The organism is Snodgrassella sp. (assembly GCF_024103505.1).
GTDB classification, from domain to species: domain Bacteria; phylum Pseudomonadota; class Gammaproteobacteria; order Burkholderiales; family Neisseriaceae; genus Snodgrassella; species Snodgrassella communis.
In genome coordinates, this window is record NZ_JAGGIJ010000005.1 from 170,620 (window position 1) to 189,264 (window position 18,645).

Consider the following 18,645-nt stretch of genomic DNA (forward strand, 5'->3'; position numbering starts at 1 on the left):
AAAGGAGTAACAACGTGAGTAAAACTATTATTCATACTGATAAGGCCCCAGCCGCCATTGGCGCTTATTCTCAAGCTGTACGTGCTGGTAACACCGTATACCTGTCTGGTCAGATTCCATTAGTAGCGGAAACAATGCAGATAGTAGAGGGAGGATTTGCTGAGCAGGCTCATCAGGTATTTAAAAACCTTCAGGCAGTTACACAGGCTGCTGGCGGCAGCCTAAACGATCTGGTGAAAGTAAACGCTTATCTGACTGATTTAGGTAATTTTTCTATATTCAATGAGATTATGGCGCAATACTTTACTGCTCCCTATCCCGCTCGTGCTGCTGTTGAAGTTTCTGCTTTACCCAAAGGTGTACTGGTTGAAGCGGAAGGTGTTATGATTTTGGACAAGTAAGCGGAAAAAAGCTGCTCGTTGCTGAATTGCCGGGAAATTGAATATGGCGCAATATGTAATTGGTGATATACAAGGCTGTCTGGCAGAATTTCAAAATCTGCTGACTAAACTGGATTTTAATCCCGGTATCGACACTTTATGGCTCACCGGTGATCTGGTCAATCGTGGCCCACAATCACTGGCTACTTTGCGCCTGATTAAACAACATGATGGCTGTATGCAAACCATTCTGGGCAACCATGATTTGCATTTACTGGCTTTGCATTATGGCTATGGCAAACTAAAACGTGCAGACACAATCAGTGACATTCTTAACGCACCAGACAGAAAAGTATTAATTGACTGGCTATGCCAGCAACCTTTATACCGTCAACAAAAAGACTATGTACTGGTGCATGCTGGTATCTGGCCGGAGTGGACGTGTGCTCAGGCTCAGTTGCTGGCACAAGAAGTGGAAACCGTTTTACAGCATAAACCCGCACATTTTTTTGCTCACATGTACGGCAATCAACCTGTACGATGGAATAAGCACCTCAGCGGTGATGAAAGACTGCGCTTTATCACGAACTGTTTTACACGAATGCGTGCAATAACGGATCATGATGCTTTGGATTTTGATTACAAAGGCACACTTGACGATATGCCGGCGCATTATTTACCGTGGTTCAAAGCACCAAACCGCCGAAACATTGATAAAACTATCTTATTTGGTCACTGGTCGGCATTAGGTTTGTATGAAGCCGACAATGTTGTCTGCGTAGATACTGGAGCATTATGGGGCGGTAGCCTAACTGCTTTTAATCTGGACGACAGAAGCGTGGTACAGACGCCAAGTGAAACGAAGTTAAACTTTGAAAATTTTACACATAAAAAACAATGACTATCAAATGAATATACTCCGTTACTAAAGCAAATATTCTATTGAAACATAACGTTGTGCAGGCATTTTTAGCGATAGACTTTTAATACAATAACAATAACATTATATTTGGTATTTTTAATACTAACCAACGTTAGCTAAAAAAGACTAAGATACATCCATTGCATCTTTACCTAAGCCAAGTATGATGGTTTACGTTATCCAAAAATTTATTCATAAATGCTTGAAGGAGTTATCATGAAAAAAGTTCTTATCCCTGCTGTGATGTTAATGCTTGCTCTGACTGGCTGTGCCTCTAAACATCATCACAAGGCACCTGTTGCCCAGTCAACCACTACCACGACAACAACAGCTTCTACCGACAATGTACAGATTGACGCACGAAAAGAAGTATCTTACCTGTGTGGCACTGGTAACGATAAAAACAGCTTGCGAGTAATGTATGGTCTGCAAGGTCAGAACGTAGTGGCAGCTCAAGTAAATTATCAGGGCAAACTGTCTCCGGTAATGATACGTGATGCCCGCGACGTTAATTACAATACTTTTGTTTCTCCTGAAGGCATTACTTGGAAAACAGCCCTGGCCACCAGCGACACTGTAGACACCGTTGGTGCCTTGGGTTTGGTACAACCTAGCAAACAGGTTGTTAATGGTCAGGAAAGAATCGTTCCGCAAATCGTTACCCAGAATTGCGTAGTGGACAATGGTACAGTAGCAGCTGCTCCTGCAAAAACCAAAACAGTCAGAACCACTAAAACAGTTACCACTAAAAAAGTCTACAAACACAAAAAATAACTAATTGTGTTTGAAAAACGGCAACCTTTCAGGTTGCCGTTTTTCTTTATAGATTAAACCAGTTACCCTAAAAACAAGACATATCTTTAAATAACACGCCAACTGAACATTCGACTTAGTAACTTGAAAGCTGACTGACAGCCCTTATTTAAAAGTAGTTATTTTTTTCCAACAGTTATGTGGCTGTTGGTCAATTAAGGATCACGAGACATGCAACAATTCGACGGTACCACCATTATTTCCGTTCGGCGCGGTGAAAACGTTGCCATCGGTGGCGATGGTCAAGTGACATTAGGAAATACCATAATTAAGGGTACTGCACGCAAAGTGCGCAAACTATATAACAATCAAGTTCTGGCGGGTTTTGCCGGCGGTACTGCCGACGCATTCACCCTGATTGAACTATTTGAAAGCAAGTTGCAAAAGCATCAGGGCAAATTGATGCTGGCTGCAATTGAGCTGGCCAAGGAATGGCGTACTGATCGCGCCTTGCGCCGTTTAGAAGCCATGCTAATTGTGGCTGACAAGAAAAATACACTGGTCATTACCGGTAACGGCGACGTACTCGAACCAGAACATAGTATTGCAGCCATTGGTTCCGGTGGTGCATTTGCCCAATCCGCAGCCCGCGCATTGATGGAAAACACCGAATTGGAACCTGCCGAAGTAGTTAAAAAATCACTGGAAATTGCCGGTGATATCTGCATTTATACAAATCAGAGCCATACTATCGAAACCTTGTAATTGCCTAGACTGGTAAATTTACATTGTCAATAACGGTCAAATCTCAAGATTGGAACAAAATGAGTACAGCAGTAATGACCCCGAGCGAAATCGTTCATGAATTGGATAAACATATTATTGGCCAGACTCAGGCCAAACGTGCTGTAGCGGTAGCCCTCAGGAACCGTTATCGCCGCAATCGTGTTGCCGAACCGTTACAAAGTGAAATTGTCCCGAAAAACATTCTGATGATTGGTCCTACCGGCGTGGGTAAAACTGAAATTGCCCGCCGCCTTGCTCGTCTGGCCAATGCCCCGTTTATCAAGGTAGAAGCTACTAAATTTACTGAAGTAGGCTATGTTGGCCGTGATGTAGACAGCATTATTCGCGACCTGATTGAAATTGCACTGAAAAACATTCGCAGCCAGACCATTGCCAAAAATCGCGACCGTGCACAGGATGCAGCTGAAAACCGTATTCTGGATGCACTTCTGCCTCCGCCACGTAGTGTCGGTTTTGCCGGAGAACCACAGGAACAACAACCGGAAAACCACACCCGGCAAAAATTCCGCCAGATGTTACGCAAAGGTGAACTTGATGATAAAGAGATTGAAATCGAAATCGCCGTTTCCGCTTCTCCAACCATGTCTGTAATGGGTCCTCCGGGAATGGAAGACTTTACCAATCAGTTACAGGATATGTTCAGCAGCATGGGACAGGGTAAAACCAAAGCGCAGAAAATGAAAGTAAGCGCGGCCATGAAACTGTTACTGGATGAAGAAGCAGCCAAGCTGGTAAGTGAAGATGAATTGCGCGAACAAGCCATCAAGGCGGTTGAGCAAAACGGTATTGTATTTCTTGATGAAATCGACAAAATCGCTACTGATAGCAACCGTAACGGTGGCGATGTATCCCGCCAAGGCGTGCAGCGTGATTTGTTACCCTTGGTTGAAGGCACAACAGTGCAAACCAAGTATGGCATGATTAAAACTGACCATGTTCTGTTTATTGCTTCCGGTGCATTCCACCTCAATCGTCCAAGTGATCTGATACCCGAATTACAGGGGCGTTTCCCCATTCGGGTTGAGCTGGATAACCTGAGTGTAGATGACTTCAAAGCCATTCTCACTACGACACACGCCAATCTAACCGAACAATACGCTGCCCTACTGGCTACTGATGACGTAAATCTGCAATTCACTGATGATGGCATTGCCCGTATTGCTGAAATTGCATTTCAGGTTAATGAGAAAACTGAAAACATTGGCGCACGCCGCTTGCATACAGTGATGGAAAAATTGCTTGAAGAAGTTTCTTTCGAAGCTCCTGCCGGTAATATAGCTATAGATGCAGCTTATGTAGATGCGCGATTGCAGGATATTGCCAAGCGTGAAGATCTGGCTCGCTACATACTGTAACCTAATATTCAAGCGGCTGCGGCCGCTTTTTTATTTATCAGCATCTGTTTTCTCACCTGATTCTTCTTCATAATTCCGGCTTTTCATGAATACCATAATATCCCATACTTATCGTCCCTATCTGCTGCAATACTGCTCTATAGTCCGATGGCAACGCAAATTGCTGGCTACAACGGCCGCTGCCCTGATTATGGCTTTATCAGCCAATATCAGTATCCCTCTGCAACCTGTGCCTTTATCCCTGCAATCTCTGGCAGTTTTACTGCTTGGTGCTTGTCTGGGGCGCAGACTTGCCGTATTGGCTATGATCGAGTATTTAATACTGGGAGCTTGCGGCCTGCCATTCTTTGCTGGTGGTCATGGCGGGATAAATGCTCTGGCATCAGCTTCAGCCGGTTATCTGTATGGATTTATTGTCAGTGCCTACATAGCAGGCTTGGCTGCGGAAAGAGGTTATGACCGGCATTTTTTCAGCGGATTGTGTGCCTTTGCACTTGCTCACCAGATGATATTTATCTTTGGAGTAATCTATCTGGCTTTCTACCTGCACACAGATATCCATCATGCCCTGCAACTAGGCTATCTGCCGTTTGCCGGTTTTGATTTACTCAAATTCTTTATGGCTACTGTAATTATGTTAGGTCTGTGGCATCATTCAAGCCAAAAACGCTACTGATTATTATATATAAACAGTAAAACCATCCACATACAACTGATATATAAAACTATTTTTTATAATTGAATGCAGACGGTTTGGCATTAATCTAGTCTACGTTTAAATTGCCGCTTCATTTTGCTCACCAGTACGGATACGCACCGCTGCCTCCACCGGCAATACAAAAATTTTACCGTCACCGATTTTACCAGAGCGTGCAGCAGCCACAATGACCTCAATTGCCTGTTCAACTCGATCAGCAGGCAATACCAGTTCGATTTTCACCTTAGGTAAGAAATCCACTGCATATTCGGCACCACGATAAATTTCTGTATGTCCTTTCTGGCGTCCAAAACCTTTGACCTCAGACACAGTCATTCCGCTAAAACCTACATCAGATAAAGCTTCACGTACATCATCTAGTTTAAACGGTTTAACGATTGCTTCAATTTTTTTCATAATAGCACCTCTTTTAACTGTATCCACAGAGTTAAAAACTACCATATCCTAATCCGAAACTCAAACCAGCCATACCCACTAATATAAAATCAAGCATCGTACTTGTTTTTCGCGTAAAATTGCGCTTCAGCCCAAACCCACTACCGAAGTGAGCTACCCTCATTATGTCAGTTGTACTGTCACTGTGCGGCGAGGTCGCACTTTCCCCTTTTCGTATTGAAAAATTGTTACAGCAGGCTGCAAAACTGCAACTGGATTGCGATATTCAGATAAACAGCGAATTTCGCTATTTTGTGGCGTCAGCAACTGCGCTTAATTCAGACAATCAGCAAAAATTACTTGAATTGTTGCGTGCCACGCAGCAGAAAAGTAATACTCTTGCCGGTACTCAGCTATTAGTTATTCCGCGTTTGGGGACTATTTCTCCCTGGGCATCTAAAGCCACCGATATTGTTCATAATTGTGGTCTCACTATGATTGAACGCATCGAACGCGGCATCCTGTATACCTTTTCCCGCCAGCTCAGTCAGCAGGAACAAGATCGCTGGCAGGCAATATTACACGACCGCATGACCGAAAGCGTACTTGCTTCTGTAGCAGATGCGGCACAACTGTTTCATACAACAGCAGCGCAGAGTTTTACCTGTATTGATGTACTAGAAAAGGGTAAATTCGCGCTGGAAACAGCAAACCAACAATTAGGACTGGCATTATCCGCGGATGAAATAGACTATTTGGTTGAGAATTATCAGCTGCTGCAACGCAACCCCACAGACGTAGAGCTGATGATGTTTGCTCAGGCAAACTCTGAACATTGTCGCCACAAGATTTTTAATGCCGAATTTATCATTAATGCTGAAGCCAAGCCTAAATCTCTGTTTGGCATGATTCGCGCTACCCATCAGGCACACCCTGAAGGCACACTGGTAGCTTATAAAGATAATTCTTCAATTATAGCCGGTGCCACTATTGAACGTTTTTATCCTCAGGCGAATCAACAGCAATACCAGTTTAATACTGAACAAACCCATATTCTGATGAAAGTTGAAACCCATAATCATCCTACTGCGATTGCACCTTTTGCCGGTGCCGCTACTGGCTCCGGAGGTGAGATCCGCGATGAAGGCGCTACAGGCAAGGGTGCACGCCCTAAAGCAGGTTTGAGCGGTTTCAGCGTTTCCAATCTTTCTATACCCGAATTTATCCAGCCATGGGAGCAATATACAGCTACCCGTAATCAGTATGGCAAACCGGCACACATCAGCAGTGCACTGGATATCATGCTGGACGGCCCGATTGGCAGTGCAGCCTTTAACAATGAATTTGGTCGCCCCAACCTTCTCGGTTATTTCCGTACCTTTGAAGAATTATTCAGCGGTACCATGCGTGGCTTTCATAAACCCATCATGATCGCCGGTGGATTGGGTAATATTCAGGCACAGCAGGTGTTCAAGGATAATATTCCCGCCGGTGCATTACTCATTCAGCTCGGTGGCCCCGGCCTACTCATCGGTTTAGGTGGCGGAGCTGCATCCAGCATGAGTACCGGAGCCAATCATGCCGATCTGGACTTTGATTCAGTACAGCGCGGCAATCCAGAAATTGAGCGTCGTGCTCAGGAAGTTATCGACCGCTGCTGGCAACTGGGTACAGACAACCCAATTATCTCCATTCATGATGTCGGTGCTGGTGGTTTATCCAACGCCTTTCCGGAATTGGTAAACGATGCCGGCCGTGGGGCTGTGTTTCAGTTACGTCAGATACCACTGGAAGAACATGGTCTCAATCCGCTGCAAATCTGGTGTAATGAAGCGCAGGAACGCTATGTATTAGCGATCTTGCCAGAAAATCTGGCAATTTTTCAGGCCATCTGCCAGCGTGAACGCTGTCCGTTTGCTGTTGTTGGTACCGCTACAGATGAGGGACAATTACAGCTACATGATGACTTGTTCAACAATAATCCGGTAGATATCCCACTGGACGTATTACTGGGCAAACCACCAAAAGTTACCCGTCACGACTATACCATTAACGAAGAAATCGCCCCCTTTGATGGCAGCAAACTGGATATTCGTGAAAGTCTTTACCGGGTATTACGTCTGCCCACTGTAGCCAGCAAGCAGTTTTTGATTACCATTGGTGACCGTAGTGTTGGCGGCCTTACCCACCGTGACCAAATGGTTGGACGTTTCCAGACACCAGTTGCAGACGTTGCGGTTACCAAAATGGGCTTTAATACCCTGCTTGGTGAAGCCATGAGTATGGGCGAAAAATCACCTCTGGCATTATTTTCCGGCGCAGCATCTGGACGCATGGCCGTTGGCGAGGCATTAACCAACATTGCCGCTGCCGACATCGGCACACTCAGTAAGATTAAACTTTCTGCCAACTGGATGGCTGCTTGTGGTTTTGCTGGTGAAGATGCACGTCTGTATGAAACAGTAGAGGCAGTATCTGAACTATGCCAGAAATTACAGCTCAGTATCCCTGTTGGCAAAGATTCCCTTTCAATGCAAACAATCTGGCATGATACCGGCGAAGAAAAAAGAGTGGTTTCCCCCCTGTCTGCGGTTATCACGGCTTTTGCCCCGGTAAACAATGTTTGCCATACCGTTACGCCTGAACTACAGAATATTGCAGACACTACCCTGCTGGCCATCGACCTTGGGCAGGGCTGTAGTCGCATGGGTGGCAGCGCCTTGCAACAAGTATGGAAAAATCTCAGTGGCCGTGCGCCTGATGTAAATACACCAGCCCTGCTGGCTGACTTTTTCCAGCTCATACAATCATTAATCCGCGCACAGAAAATACTGGCATACCATGACCGCAGTGATGGCGGTCTGGTAGTGACACTGGCAGAAATGATGTTTGCCTCCCATATAGGCGTTACCATCAATATTGCCTCACTTATCCAGCAGACCAACCAGCATAGCCACAACCAGAAGCTACAGGATGCGGCTGTACGTAGCCTCTTTACTGAAGAACTGGGTGCCGTGATTCAGGTACACAATGAAGATGTTGCCAGTATTCAGGCTGCCTTTGCTGCGGCCGGAATGACTGATACCCTACATATTATTGGTCATATCAACACCACCGACCGATTGATGGTACACCACGGCAATACAGTTCTACTCAATGAAAATCGAGTGGATCTGCAAAAAAGCTGGAGCGAAACCAGTTATCACATGCAACGTCTACGCGATAATCCGTGCTGTGCAGACAGTGAGTTTGCCCTACTGGAGCAGGAACGCTTATCCGGATTATTTGCCGAATTAAGCTTTAATCCTGCCGAGGATATCGCTCTGCCCTATATTCATCGGGGCGCGCAGCCTAAAGTGGCCATTTTGCGCGAACAAGGCGTAAACGGACAGCTGGAAATGGCTGCTGCATTCACTCGTGCCGGTTTTGCTGCCCATGATGTGCATATGAGCGATTTACTGGCCGGACGTGCAACACTGAAAGATTTTCACCTGCTGGCTGCTTGCGGTGGTTTCAGCTATGGCGATGTGCTCGGTGCCGGTGAAGGCTGGGCCAAGAGTATTTTATTTAATCAACAACTTCGGCAACAGTTTACTGAATTTTTTGCCCGTCAGGACACACTGGCACTTGGCGTATGTAATGGTTGCCAGATGCTCAGCAATCTGGCTGAGATTATCCCGGGTACAGATACATGGCCACGCTTTTGCCGTAACAGTTCCGAACAGTTTGAAGCACGCCTGAGTATGGTTACCATTCCTGCCTCTCCATCATTAATTCTGGCGGATATGGTTGGTAGTAGCTTACCGGTTGTCGTAAGCCATGGTGAGGGACGGGCAGACTTTACCCATTTGCCGGAAAACAAAGTACCACCAGAGCTGGCTATTGCACTACAATATGTGGACGGTCATAATCAGGTAACGGATAGGTATCCGCTCAACCCGAATGGTTCTCCGGCCGGTATTGCAGGTGTCAGCAATCAGGATGGCCGAGTCACCATCATGATGCCGCACCCGGAACGAGTTTTTCAGACGGCACAAATGAGCTGGGCTCCACGAGACTGGCCGGAAATGTCTGGCTGGTACCGGCTGTTTGCCAGTGCCAGAAAAGTATTAGGCTGACAATTACAAAGGAATCATCATGCCATTACTGGATAGTTTTACTGTAGACCATACCCGTATGCAGGCACCAGCAGTGCGTATAGCCAAAAACATGTCCACGCCTAAAGGGGATGACATCACCGTATTTGATTTGCGGTTCTGCAAACCCAATCAGGCTATTTTGCCAGAAAAAGGCATGCATACACTCGAACATTTATTTGCTGGTTTTATGCGCAACCACCTCAACAGCGATAAAGTGGAAATTATCGATATTTCCCCCATGGGCTGCCGCACCGGCTTTTACATGAGCCTGATTGGCACCCCTGATGAAGCCACCGTGGTCAATGCTTGGGCTGCGGCCATGCAGGATGTGCTTGCAGTAGTCGATCAGAATCACATACCCGAACTGAACCGCTATCAGTGTGGCAGCTATACCATGCATTCGCTTGAAGAAGCCAAAGCTATTGCTCAAAAAGTGCTGGAAAGCCAGATTAGCATTAATTACAACAATGACTTAAAATTAGATGAGTCACTATTGCAACACTAGAATCCTGTATTTGTAATTACTGTCTAAAATTAAGTAACGCCGAGCCGAGCTTATATTTTAGGCAGTATGTCTTTTTCCTTGTAAATGTAGCCAGATACAGCGCAGATTTATCCCCCGATATAAAAAAACTGAAAATTTAATAATTTTTTTACAGTTTCATTCAAAATGAGACAAATCAGACCAAACTATTTGTGAATCAACAAAAATCATTACATCGCTTAACTCACTCATTATGAAGAAGCGGATATAGTCAGTTTTGACAAGACTTTTTTTTAAAGCAAAAAACCAGTATATTGTGTTTAGAATAACAGTTGACCACTACATTTTGTGGCGTCACTGTTTTTTTCTGCTTTACTTGTGCTAGAAAGAATCACTCATGAATGCGGTAGGCAATCTCAAAGTAACCAAACGTAACGGAAGTTTGGAAGATATCAATCTGGATAAAATTCATAAAGTTGTTACCTGGGCAGCAGAGGGACTGGATAATGTATCCGTATCTCAAGTAGAAATGCGCTCACACATCCAGTTTTACAATGGTATTCGCACAGATGACATTCACGAGACCATCATCAAGGCCGCTGCCGACCTGATATCTACCGAAACACCAGACTATCAGTATCTGGCAGCCCGTCTGGCGATCTTTCACTTACGCAAAATTGCTTTTGGCCGGTTTGAACCGCCACATCTGTATGACCACGTAACCAGCCTGACTGAATCAGGCAAATACGATGAACACATATTACAGGATTATTCACGGGCTGAATTTGATGAACTGAATGCCTGCATTGACCATAATCGCGACCTAAATTTCTCCTATGCCGCGGTTAAACAACTTGAAGGCAAATATCTGGTACAGAACCGTGTTACCAGACAAATTTTTGAAAGCCCACAGTTTTTATATATACTGGTAGCAATGTGTCTGTTTGCACGCTATCCAAAAGCTGACAGACTGGAATACGTAAAAAAATTCTATCATGCCATCAGCACCTTCAAAATTTCCCTGCCCACACCAATAATGTCCGGTGTGCGCACACCAACACGCCAGTTTTCTTCCTGCGTACTGATTGAATGTGATGATAGCCTCGACAGCATCAATGCCACCACCAGCGCAATTGTCAAATATGTATCCCAGCGAGCCGGCATTGGTATTAACGCTGGACGCATTCGCGCCCTAGGCAGCGAAATACGCGGTGGTGAAGCCCAGCATACCGGCTGTATTCCATTTTATAAAATGTTTCAGGCTGCCGTTAAATCCTGCTCACAGGGAGGAGTACGCGGCGGAGCAGCCACCCTGTTCTATCCTTTATGGCATCTGGAAGTAGAAAATCTACTGGTACTGAAGAACAATCGTGGCGTAGAAGAAAACCGTGTTCGTCATCTGGATTACGGCGTACAGATTAACCGCCTGCTGTATACCCGCCTGATTAAAGGAGAAAACATCAGCCTGTTTTCACCATCCGAAGTGCCAGGTCTGTATGACGCATTTTTTGCTGATCAGGACGAATTTGAACGCCTCTATGTCTTATATGAAAAAGACAGCAGCATTACTCGTCGCAGTATACCTGCTGTTGACCTGTTCTCCCTGTTAATGCAGGAGCGCGCCGGTACCGGACGGATTTATATCCAGAATGTTGACCACTGCAATACCCACAGCCCGTTTGATCCCAAACTGGCACCAGTGCGCCAGTCAAATCTGTGTCTGGAAATTGCCTTGCCCACCCGACCACTAAACGACATTAACGACCCGTCTGGTGAGATTGCCTTGTGTACCCTGTCAGCATTTAATCTGGGGGCACTGGAAAATCTAGAAGAATTGGAAGAACTGGCTGAGCTCACTACCCGTGCTCTAGATGCCTTACTGGATTATCAGAACTATCCAATCAAAGCTGCCGAACTGGCCACCATGAACCGGCGTACACTTGGTATCGGAGTGATTAACTTTGCTTACTATCTGGCCAAAAACGGCGTCAAATACAGTGATGGTTCAGCTATCAGCCTTACCCACCGTACATTTGAAGCTATCCAATATTACTTGCTCAAAGCATCAGTTAAACTGGCAAAAGAACTGGGTGCCTGTCCTAAATTTAGCGACACCACCTATGCACAGGGCTTATTGCCAATTGATACCTACAAAAAAGATCTGGACAAAATCTGTCAGGAGCCTCTGCATCTGGACTGGGAAGCATTACGCGCTGATATCGTCAAACATGGCCTGCGTAACTCCACCCTCACGGCACTGATGCCTTCAGAAACATCTAGCCAGATTGCCAATGCCACCAATGGTATTGAACCACCACGCGGGCTCGTATCCGTGAAAGCATCCAAAGACGGCATTCTCAAACAGGTCGTACCAGAATTTGAGCGCTTGCACAACCACTACGAACTGCTGTGGGATATGCCAAATAATGAAGGCTACCTGCATCTGGTGGGTATCATGCAAAAATTCGTCGACCAATCCATTTCTGCCAATACCAACTACGACCCGCAACGCTTTGAAGGACAAAAAGTCCCGATGAAACAATTAATCAAAGACTTACTGACGGCCTATAAATTCGGCCTGAAAACCCTGTATTACCAGAATACCCGTGATGGCGCCGACGACATGCAAACCAGCATTCAAGATGATGGCTGCGCCAGCGGAGCCTGCAAAATCTGATTCCCCAAGGGTGCACAAGCACCCTTTATTCCCCGTTTATATCAATTTAAATAAAGAGTATCGCCATGGCCTGTGAACATCTGTCAATGAACTACAGCACATTCTGTCAAAAACCGAATAATGCCCTGACAGAACCAATGTTCTTCGGTCAGCCTGTCAATGTAGCCCGCTATGATCAACAAAAATTTGATATTTTTGAAAAACTGATTGAAAAACAGCTGTCTTTCTTCTGGCGTCCGGAAGAAGTAGACGTATCACGCGACCGCATCGACTATGCCAATTTACCTGAGCACGAAAAACACATCTTTATCAGCAATCTAAAATATCAGACTTTACTTGACTCCATACAGGGGCGCAGTCCTAATGTTGCCCTACTGCCTCTGGTATCCATTCCCGAGCTAGAAACCTGGATTGAAACTTGGTCGTTTTCCGAGACCATTCATTCACGCAGCTATACCCATATTATTCGCAATATCGTCAACGATCCATCTATCATATTTGATGACATCGTACAAAACAAACACATCATTGCCCGTGCTGAAGAAATCGCTTGCTATTATGATGATCTAATCGAATATACCCAATACTACAACTTACTAGGCGCAGGTAAACACCAGATTAATGGCAAAACAGTAGAAATCAATCTGCATGAGCTGAAGAAAAAACTCTATTTGTGTCTGATGTGCGTCAACGTACTCGAAGCAATCCGTTTTTATGTTTCATTTGCCTGTTCATTTGCGTTTGCCGAACGCGAACTAATGGAGGGCAATGCCAAAATCATCAAACTGATCGCCCGCGATGAAGCATTACACCTCACCGGAACACAACAAATGCTCAACTTAATGCGTACAGGTGCAGATGATCCGGAGATGGCTCAAATTGCAGCAGAAACCGAAGAAGAATGTTTCCACCTATTCCGTCGTGCCGCCATGCAGGAAAAAGACTGGGCTGAATACCTGTTTAAAGATGGATCCATGATTGGACTGAATAAAGACATTCTCGGTCAGTATGTCGAATACATTACCAACTTGCGCATGCAGGCCGTAGGATTGCAGCCTGCTTTTGAGCATGCCAAGCAAAATCCGATTCCGTGGATTAATGCATGGTTGTCTTCAGACAACGTACAGGTAGCACCACAGGAAGTTGAAGTCAGTTCATATCTGGTTGGCCAGATTGATGCCGAACTGAATGAAGACGACTTAAGCGATTTTGAACTTTAAATCCGCCCCTACCCAGTCTGGCAAAAGCCACAGACACTAACCAAACCGCAACGATACAGGAAATGAACTTAATCACCACCTGCGACAAAACGTTTACCCTGCAACAAGACGAAACCTTGCTGGAAGGGCTAGAACGTACCGGACACGAAATTGAATACCAGTGTCGCAGTGGTTATTGTGGTGCCTGCCGCCTCAAACTGCTTTCCGGACAAGTAAGCTATCCCGAGCAGCCACTAGCCTTTATCGCGCCAGGTGAAATCTTACCCTGCTGTTGTCAGGCAGACAGCGATTTGCATTTAGTCTGCCATCTCAGGGACGACACCCCAGAACACAATCCTGATCTCTTTGATAACGATTTATTTGCAGCAAAACAAAGTTAAATCAGTTTATCTTTACAGCCGGGTAAGGGTAAAGTATCGTAACATACCATTTAACTAATACTAGGTAAAAGCTTATGCTACTTGGCGTAAACATAGATCATGTTGCAACCGTGCGTAACGCCCGCGGCAGTAATTATCCCAGCCCACTTGAAGCCGCATTACTTGCCGAAACGCACGGCGCCGATCTGATTACCATGCATCTACGCGAAGATAGGCGCCATATTCATGATGCTGATGTATTTGCTGTCAAAAATGCCATCAGCACCCGCCTCAATCTCGAAATGGCACTCACCCCGGAAATGCTGGATAACGCACTGGCCGTTCAGCCTACTGATGTATGCATCGTTCCGGAAAAAAGACAGGAAATCACCACCGAAGGTGGGCTGGATGTATTGTCACAACAAGACAAAGTAGCAGAATATACTCAGAAACTAACTGCTGCCGGCATTCGCGTTTCCCTGTTTGTTGATGCTGACAAGCAGCAGATACAAGCCTGCCGTGAAGTCGGCGCACCGGTAATTGAACTACATACCGGTGCCTATGCCGATTCCACCGATAAAGAACAGCGACAACAGCAACTAGCGCGTATCGAAGAGGCCGCTCATCAGGCCAGCGAAATGGGCATAATCGTCAATGCCGGACATGGATTGAATATCCATAATGTCACACCCATTGCCAAAATTTTAGCCATTCATGAACTCAACATCGGCCATGCATTGATTGCTCAGGCGATTTTCATCGGATTGCCTCAAGCCATTGAACAAATGAAAACTGCCATTTTTCGCGCACGCAGCATTCCTTATTAATCTTCACCAGCAAAAGGAAAACAATGATTTACGGCATAGGTACAGACTTAGTAAAAATTGATCGCATCGCCAAAATGTGCAAAACCTACGGAGCCAATGCAGTGGCCGAAAAAATGCTGTCACGGATTGAAGCACTGGAATGGCCATCAGCCAACCAACCTATAAAATTTCTTGCCAAACGCTTTGCAGCCAAAGAAGCTTTTGCCAAAGCCGTACATACCGGTTTGCGTAGCCCAGTTACTCTGCGCAATATCGGTATTGGTCACAACGAACTGGGGCGTCCTGAATTTATCGTTGAAAAACCATTGGCGCAATGGCTTAGTCAAAAAAACATCGGTCGCATCCACCTGAGCCTGAGTGATGAAGACAATCATATCGTGGCCTTTGCCGTGGCCGAGTATATTAAATAATGAGTAATAACAGTCTGACTGAAGTGGTTGCTGGCGTCCTTTATAACCAGCAAGGTGAATTTCTGCTCAGCTCACGACCCATAGGCAAACCTTATGCCGGCTACTGGGAATTTGCTGGCGGCAAAGTAGAAACTGGAGAAAGCCGACTGGCCGCATTACAACGCGAGTTTGCAGAAGAGCTGGGTATAGAAATCACTGCTGCCTCCCCATGGCTGACCAAAATTCATCATTACGAACATGCTCATGTTCACCTGCATTTTTATCGCATTGCCGCCAACCAGTGGCATGGGCAATTAACTGCACGTGAACAGCAAAGCTGGTACTGGCAGCAGCCCGGCAATCTTACCGTTGCTCCGATATTGCCCGCAAATGCGCCTATTCTGGCTGCATTAGCCATTCCAACAAACATGAGTGGCCACTTCAATACAGGCTTTCATACCGCAATACCACAACAGCCAGCATTACAGATACTGCCCTATCAGCCCGGTATAGCTACCACAACAGTTGTTTATGCACCAGCCAGCCAATTGCAACAACTGACAAAACAACATCCCACAGCCAACACCTGGGCTATCTGCCATAACCACGAACAGTGGCTACAGGCGCAAACAGCCGCAGCCATTATCTGGCCTGTATCCAGCACTGAAGACATCCAGCTACTCCTTAACCTGTTACAGCAACATCCCTCCGGCGTACCCGTTATGGCTTTACTGGAAAAGTCCAGCCAGCCTACAGCACAACCCGACTGGATTACACTTGGCGTCCATGGCATCATTCAGGAGCAATAATAGTCGACATCAGTCTGTTTCCTTTGCCCACCATAATCTGCCCGACAACAAATATTGAGTCCTTAACTTACCCTACAAAAAACCAACACCATGACTCAGCCTGCCAAAAACTCAACCACCGTCATCATCGGACTACTTCTCTTTATCATAGCAGTCCCCAGCATCATTGGCCTTGTTCTGTGGCAAAACAGCCGTACAGATGCACAAAGTACACTCAGTAACTGTAATGTGCGTAGCGGCTGCATATTACCTGGCGGTGCAGTAATCCAATTTACACCACCTGCAGATATTACCAAACCTTTTGACATCAGCATGCGTCAGGTACCGGCTTCAGTGAAACGAATCAGCATACATTTCACCATGCGCAACATGGATCTGGGCTTTAATCGCACCGATTTCAAACCACAAGGACAAGGCGTCTGGACCGCACACCATGCTGTGCTGCCAGTATGTATTGACGAGCGCAATGATTTTCTCGGCGATTTAACACTCGACGATCAACATTACATTATTGTCTTTTCCGCCCCTTAAGCAACATATAAGCATTGCATCGTCAACTGTTTCACCCGTACAATCACAGACATTGATTACCTTGCCAACAAAAGGATTCAGGTCATGTTCAGCAAAAAAATTTTTGACGACATCAGCGATAAACTCAGTGATACCATCAGCAACAGCCCTATCAAAGACATGGAAAAAAATGTCAAATCCATGCTTGGCAGTGCTTTCAGCCGCATGGATCTGATCACACGCGAAGAATTTGATATTCAACAGCAAGTACTACTGAAAACCAGAGAAAAACTGGCCGAGCTCGAAACTCGAGTAATTGCACTGGAAGCCTTGCTGGCACAAAACAGCAGTAGCACCAATCCTGCTTGTGCAACAGAGACCAACAATACCGATTTGCCAGCCTGAGGAATCATCCCATGTCTTGGGCAGTTGTTTATAGTCGCGCACTGGCAGGAATGGCAGCACCACTAGTAGAAGTAGAAGCTCATCTGGCCAATGGTTTGCCAGCATTCAGTATTGTTGGCTTACCAGATACCGAAGTCAAAGAAAGCCGAGATCGAGTAAGGGCTGCCATCATTCAGTCCGGTTTCGATTTTCCTGCCAAAAAAATTACCGTTAATCTGGCACCGGCTGATCTACCCAAAGAGTCAGGTCGGTTTGACCTGCCAATCGCCATCGGCATACTGGCAGCTTCCGGCCAGATAGACAGCACTTGTCTGCCTGAATACGAGCTGGCCGGAGAGCTCGGACTATCCGGCCAAATCAGACCAATTCGCGGCGCCATCGCCATGGCAGAAGCTGCACGACAGCAACAACGTGCCTTTATTCTGCCACAAGACAATGCTTTTCAAACTGCACTACTGCCACAAACGCATGTATATGGTGCCAGCACACTGACTGCTGTAGCTGCCCATCTTAACCAACAGCAATCACTTACTGCCATTGATGCGCAACATCTGCAACAACATACCACCGAAGCAGCCTATCCTGATATGGCCGATGTACGCGGACAGCAAACAGCCAAATTAGCACTGGAAATTGCTGCAACAGGTGGCCACAGTTTATTATTGTCAGGACCACCCGGAACAGGTAAATCCATGCTGGCACAGCGTCTGCCTAGTATATTACCGCCGTTAACAGCAACAGAGCTGGTAAGCGTCTGGTCTTTACAGTCACTTTTACCCCATGCGCAGCAACAATACCAGCAAATCCGGCCATTTCGTTCTCCTCATCACAGCACATCAGCCGCAGCACTAGTCGGTGGTGGTTCTGATCCCCGTCCCGGTGAAATTTCCTTGGCGCATCACGGCATTTTGTTTCTGGACGAACTACCGGAATTTGATCGCAAAGTACTCGAAGTTCTGCGCGAACCCTTGGAAAGTGGCGAAATTCACATTTCCCGAGCGGCACGGCAGGCTACCTATCCAGCCAAATTTCAACTTGTAGCCGCAATGAATCCTTGTCCCTGCGGTTATCACGGACATCCTATCAAGCCGTGCCGCTGCACATCGGAAGCCATATCCCGTTACCGGGACAAAATTTCCGGCCCCCTGCTTGATCGTATAGACCTCATTATCGATGTACCCAGCCTGCCCGCTAGTGATTTAATACAACAGGCTGATGGCGAAAACAGCAGCAGTATTCGCGAGCGTGTTAGCTTAGCTCGCGAACGCCAGTATCAGCGTCAGGGTAAAATCAATGCACAATTAAGCAACCGCGAACTGGACACTATCGCCCATATCAGTACAGCAGCCAAACAGACTCTGGCCAGTGCCATGGAAAAACTATCACTTTCAGCACGCAGCTTTCACCGCATCTTGCGTATTGCCCGTACCCTAGCTGATATGGCAGATAATCACAACGTTGAAACCAGTCATATTTTGCGCGCCATAAGTTTCCGTCGTGCTTTATAATATCAATC

Annotated in this window: 18 protein-coding genes; 17 read left to right on the top strand and 1 reads right to left on the bottom strand. The window is 46.1% G+C overall.

Annotated features, from left to right (window positions below; translation table 11 throughout):
• Window positions 1-14: 14 nt before the first annotated feature.
• From J6578_RS06935 to J6578_RS06960, 6 genes are all read left to right on the top strand, one after another.
• The gene (locus J6578_RS06935; RefSeq protein ID WP_100121157.1) at window positions 15-401 is read left to right on the top strand and encodes a RidA family protein; all 387 of its coding nucleotides are present in this window, start codon (window positions 15-17) and stop codon (window positions 399-401) included.
• Between the two features lie 43 nt (window positions 402-444).
• Window positions 445-1,281 carry a symmetrical bis(5'-nucleosyl)-tetraphosphatase gene (locus tag J6578_RS06940; RefSeq protein ID WP_287954184.1) on the top strand — a complete coding sequence of 279 codons (837 nt, stop codon included), beginning with the start codon at window positions 445-447 and terminating at the stop codon, window positions 1,279-1,281.
• A 237-nt stretch (window positions 1,282-1,518) separates the two neighbouring features.
• Complete coding sequence (locus tag J6578_RS06945) at window positions 1,519-2,076, top strand: ACP-like domain-containing protein (RefSeq protein ID WP_100150523.1); 558 nt, start codon at window positions 1,519-1,521, stop codon at window positions 2,074-2,076.
• 210 nt (window positions 2,077-2,286) lie between these two features.
• Window positions 2,287-2,820, top strand: coding sequence for an ATP-dependent protease subunit HslV (gene hslV / locus J6578_RS06950; RefSeq protein ID WP_037407766.1), 534 nt, complete (start codon window positions 2,287-2,289; stop codon window positions 2,818-2,820).
• A 59-nt stretch (window positions 2,821-2,879) separates the two neighbouring features.
• The gene (hslU, locus tag J6578_RS06955; RefSeq protein WP_287954185.1) at window positions 2,880-4,217 is read left to right on the top strand and encodes an ATP-dependent protease ATPase subunit HslU; all 1,338 of its coding nucleotides are present in this window, start codon (window positions 2,880-2,882) and stop codon (window positions 4,215-4,217) included.
• A gap of 85 nt (window positions 4,218-4,302) precedes the next feature.
• Entirely contained in the window at window positions 4,303-4,893 is a 591-nt protein-coding gene (locus tag J6578_RS06960; protein ID WP_287954186.1) for a biotin transporter BioY, read from the top strand.
• Between the two features lie 99 nt (window positions 4,894-4,992).
• Here the strand turns inward: J6578_RS06960 and J6578_RS06965 are convergent, their stop codons facing one another.
• On the bottom strand, window positions 4,993-5,331 hold the full coding sequence (locus J6578_RS06965; RefSeq protein ID WP_037407768.1) for a P-II family nitrogen regulator: 339 nt from the start codon (window positions 5,329-5,331) through the stop codon (window positions 4,993-4,995).
• A 164-nt stretch (window positions 5,332-5,495) separates the two neighbouring features.
• Here J6578_RS06965 and purL point away from each other — a divergent pair, with 164 nt between their 5' ends.
• The 11 genes from purL (at window position 5,496) to J6578_RS07020 (ending at window position 18,637) form a co-directional block, all read left to right on the top strand.
• Window positions 5,496-9,428: a phosphoribosylformylglycinamidine synthase gene (gene purL / locus J6578_RS06970; RefSeq protein ID WP_287952491.1), complete on the top strand. Its 3,933-nt coding sequence runs from the start codon at window positions 5,496-5,498 to the stop codon at window positions 9,426-9,428.
• A 19-nt stretch (window positions 9,429-9,447) separates the two neighbouring features.
• Complete coding sequence (luxS, locus tag J6578_RS06975; RefSeq protein ID WP_239365209.1) at window positions 9,448-9,954, top strand: S-ribosylhomocysteine lyase; 507 nt, start codon at window positions 9,448-9,450, stop codon at window positions 9,952-9,954.
• Between the two features lie 376 nt (window positions 9,955-10,330).
• Window positions 10,331-12,610: a class 1a ribonucleoside-diphosphate reductase subunit alpha gene (gene nrdA / locus J6578_RS06980; protein WP_093091631.1), complete on the top strand. Its 2,280-nt coding sequence runs from the start codon at window positions 10,331-10,333 to the stop codon at window positions 12,608-12,610.
• A gap of 86 nt (window positions 12,611-12,696) precedes the next feature.
• The gene (gene nrdB, locus J6578_RS06985; protein WP_093091739.1) at window positions 12,697-13,830 is read left to right on the top strand and encodes a class Ia ribonucleoside-diphosphate reductase subunit beta; all 1,134 of its coding nucleotides are present in this window, start codon (window positions 12,697-12,699) and stop codon (window positions 13,828-13,830) included.
• Window positions 13,831-13,892: 62 nt separating this feature from the next.
• Window positions 13,893-14,210 carry a class I ribonucleotide reductase maintenance protein YfaE gene (gene yfaE / locus J6578_RS06990; protein ID WP_093091629.1) on the top strand — a complete coding sequence of 106 codons (318 nt, stop codon included), beginning with the start codon at window positions 13,893-13,895 and terminating at the stop codon, window positions 14,208-14,210.
• Between the two features lie 74 nt (window positions 14,211-14,284).
• Complete coding sequence (gene pdxJ / locus J6578_RS06995; protein WP_287954187.1) at window positions 14,285-15,016, top strand: pyridoxine 5'-phosphate synthase; 732 nt, start codon at window positions 14,285-14,287, stop codon at window positions 15,014-15,016.
• A gap of 23 nt (window positions 15,017-15,039) precedes the next feature.
• Window positions 15,040-15,426 carry a holo-ACP synthase gene (gene acpS / locus J6578_RS07000; RefSeq protein ID WP_093091625.1) on the top strand — a complete coding sequence of 129 codons (387 nt, stop codon included), beginning with the start codon at window positions 15,040-15,042 and terminating at the stop codon, window positions 15,424-15,426.
• Window positions 15,426-16,214, top strand: a complete 789-nt coding sequence (locus tag J6578_RS07005) for an NUDIX domain-containing protein (RefSeq protein WP_287954188.1) — start codon at window positions 15,426-15,428, stop codon at window positions 16,212-16,214. Before acpS ends, J6578_RS07005 begins: the two co-directional genes overlap by 1 nt.
• 90 nt (window positions 16,215-16,304) lie before the next feature.
• On the top strand, window positions 16,305-16,745 hold the full coding sequence (locus tag J6578_RS07010) for a hypothetical protein (RefSeq protein ID WP_287951247.1): 441 nt from the start codon (window positions 16,305-16,307) through the stop codon (window positions 16,743-16,745).
• Window positions 16,746-16,829: 84 nt separating this feature from the next.
• Window positions 16,830-17,129 (top strand): accessory factor UbiK family protein, encoded by a 300-nt coding sequence (locus J6578_RS07015; protein ID WP_100150532.1) that lies wholly within the window; start codon window positions 16,830-16,832, stop codon window positions 17,127-17,129.
• A gap of 11 nt (window positions 17,130-17,140) precedes the next feature.
• On the top strand, window positions 17,141-18,637 hold the full coding sequence (locus tag J6578_RS07020) for a YifB family Mg chelatase-like AAA ATPase (RefSeq protein WP_287954189.1): 1,497 nt from the start codon (window positions 17,141-17,143) through the stop codon (window positions 18,635-18,637).
• Window positions 18,638-18,645: the final 8 nt, after the last annotated feature.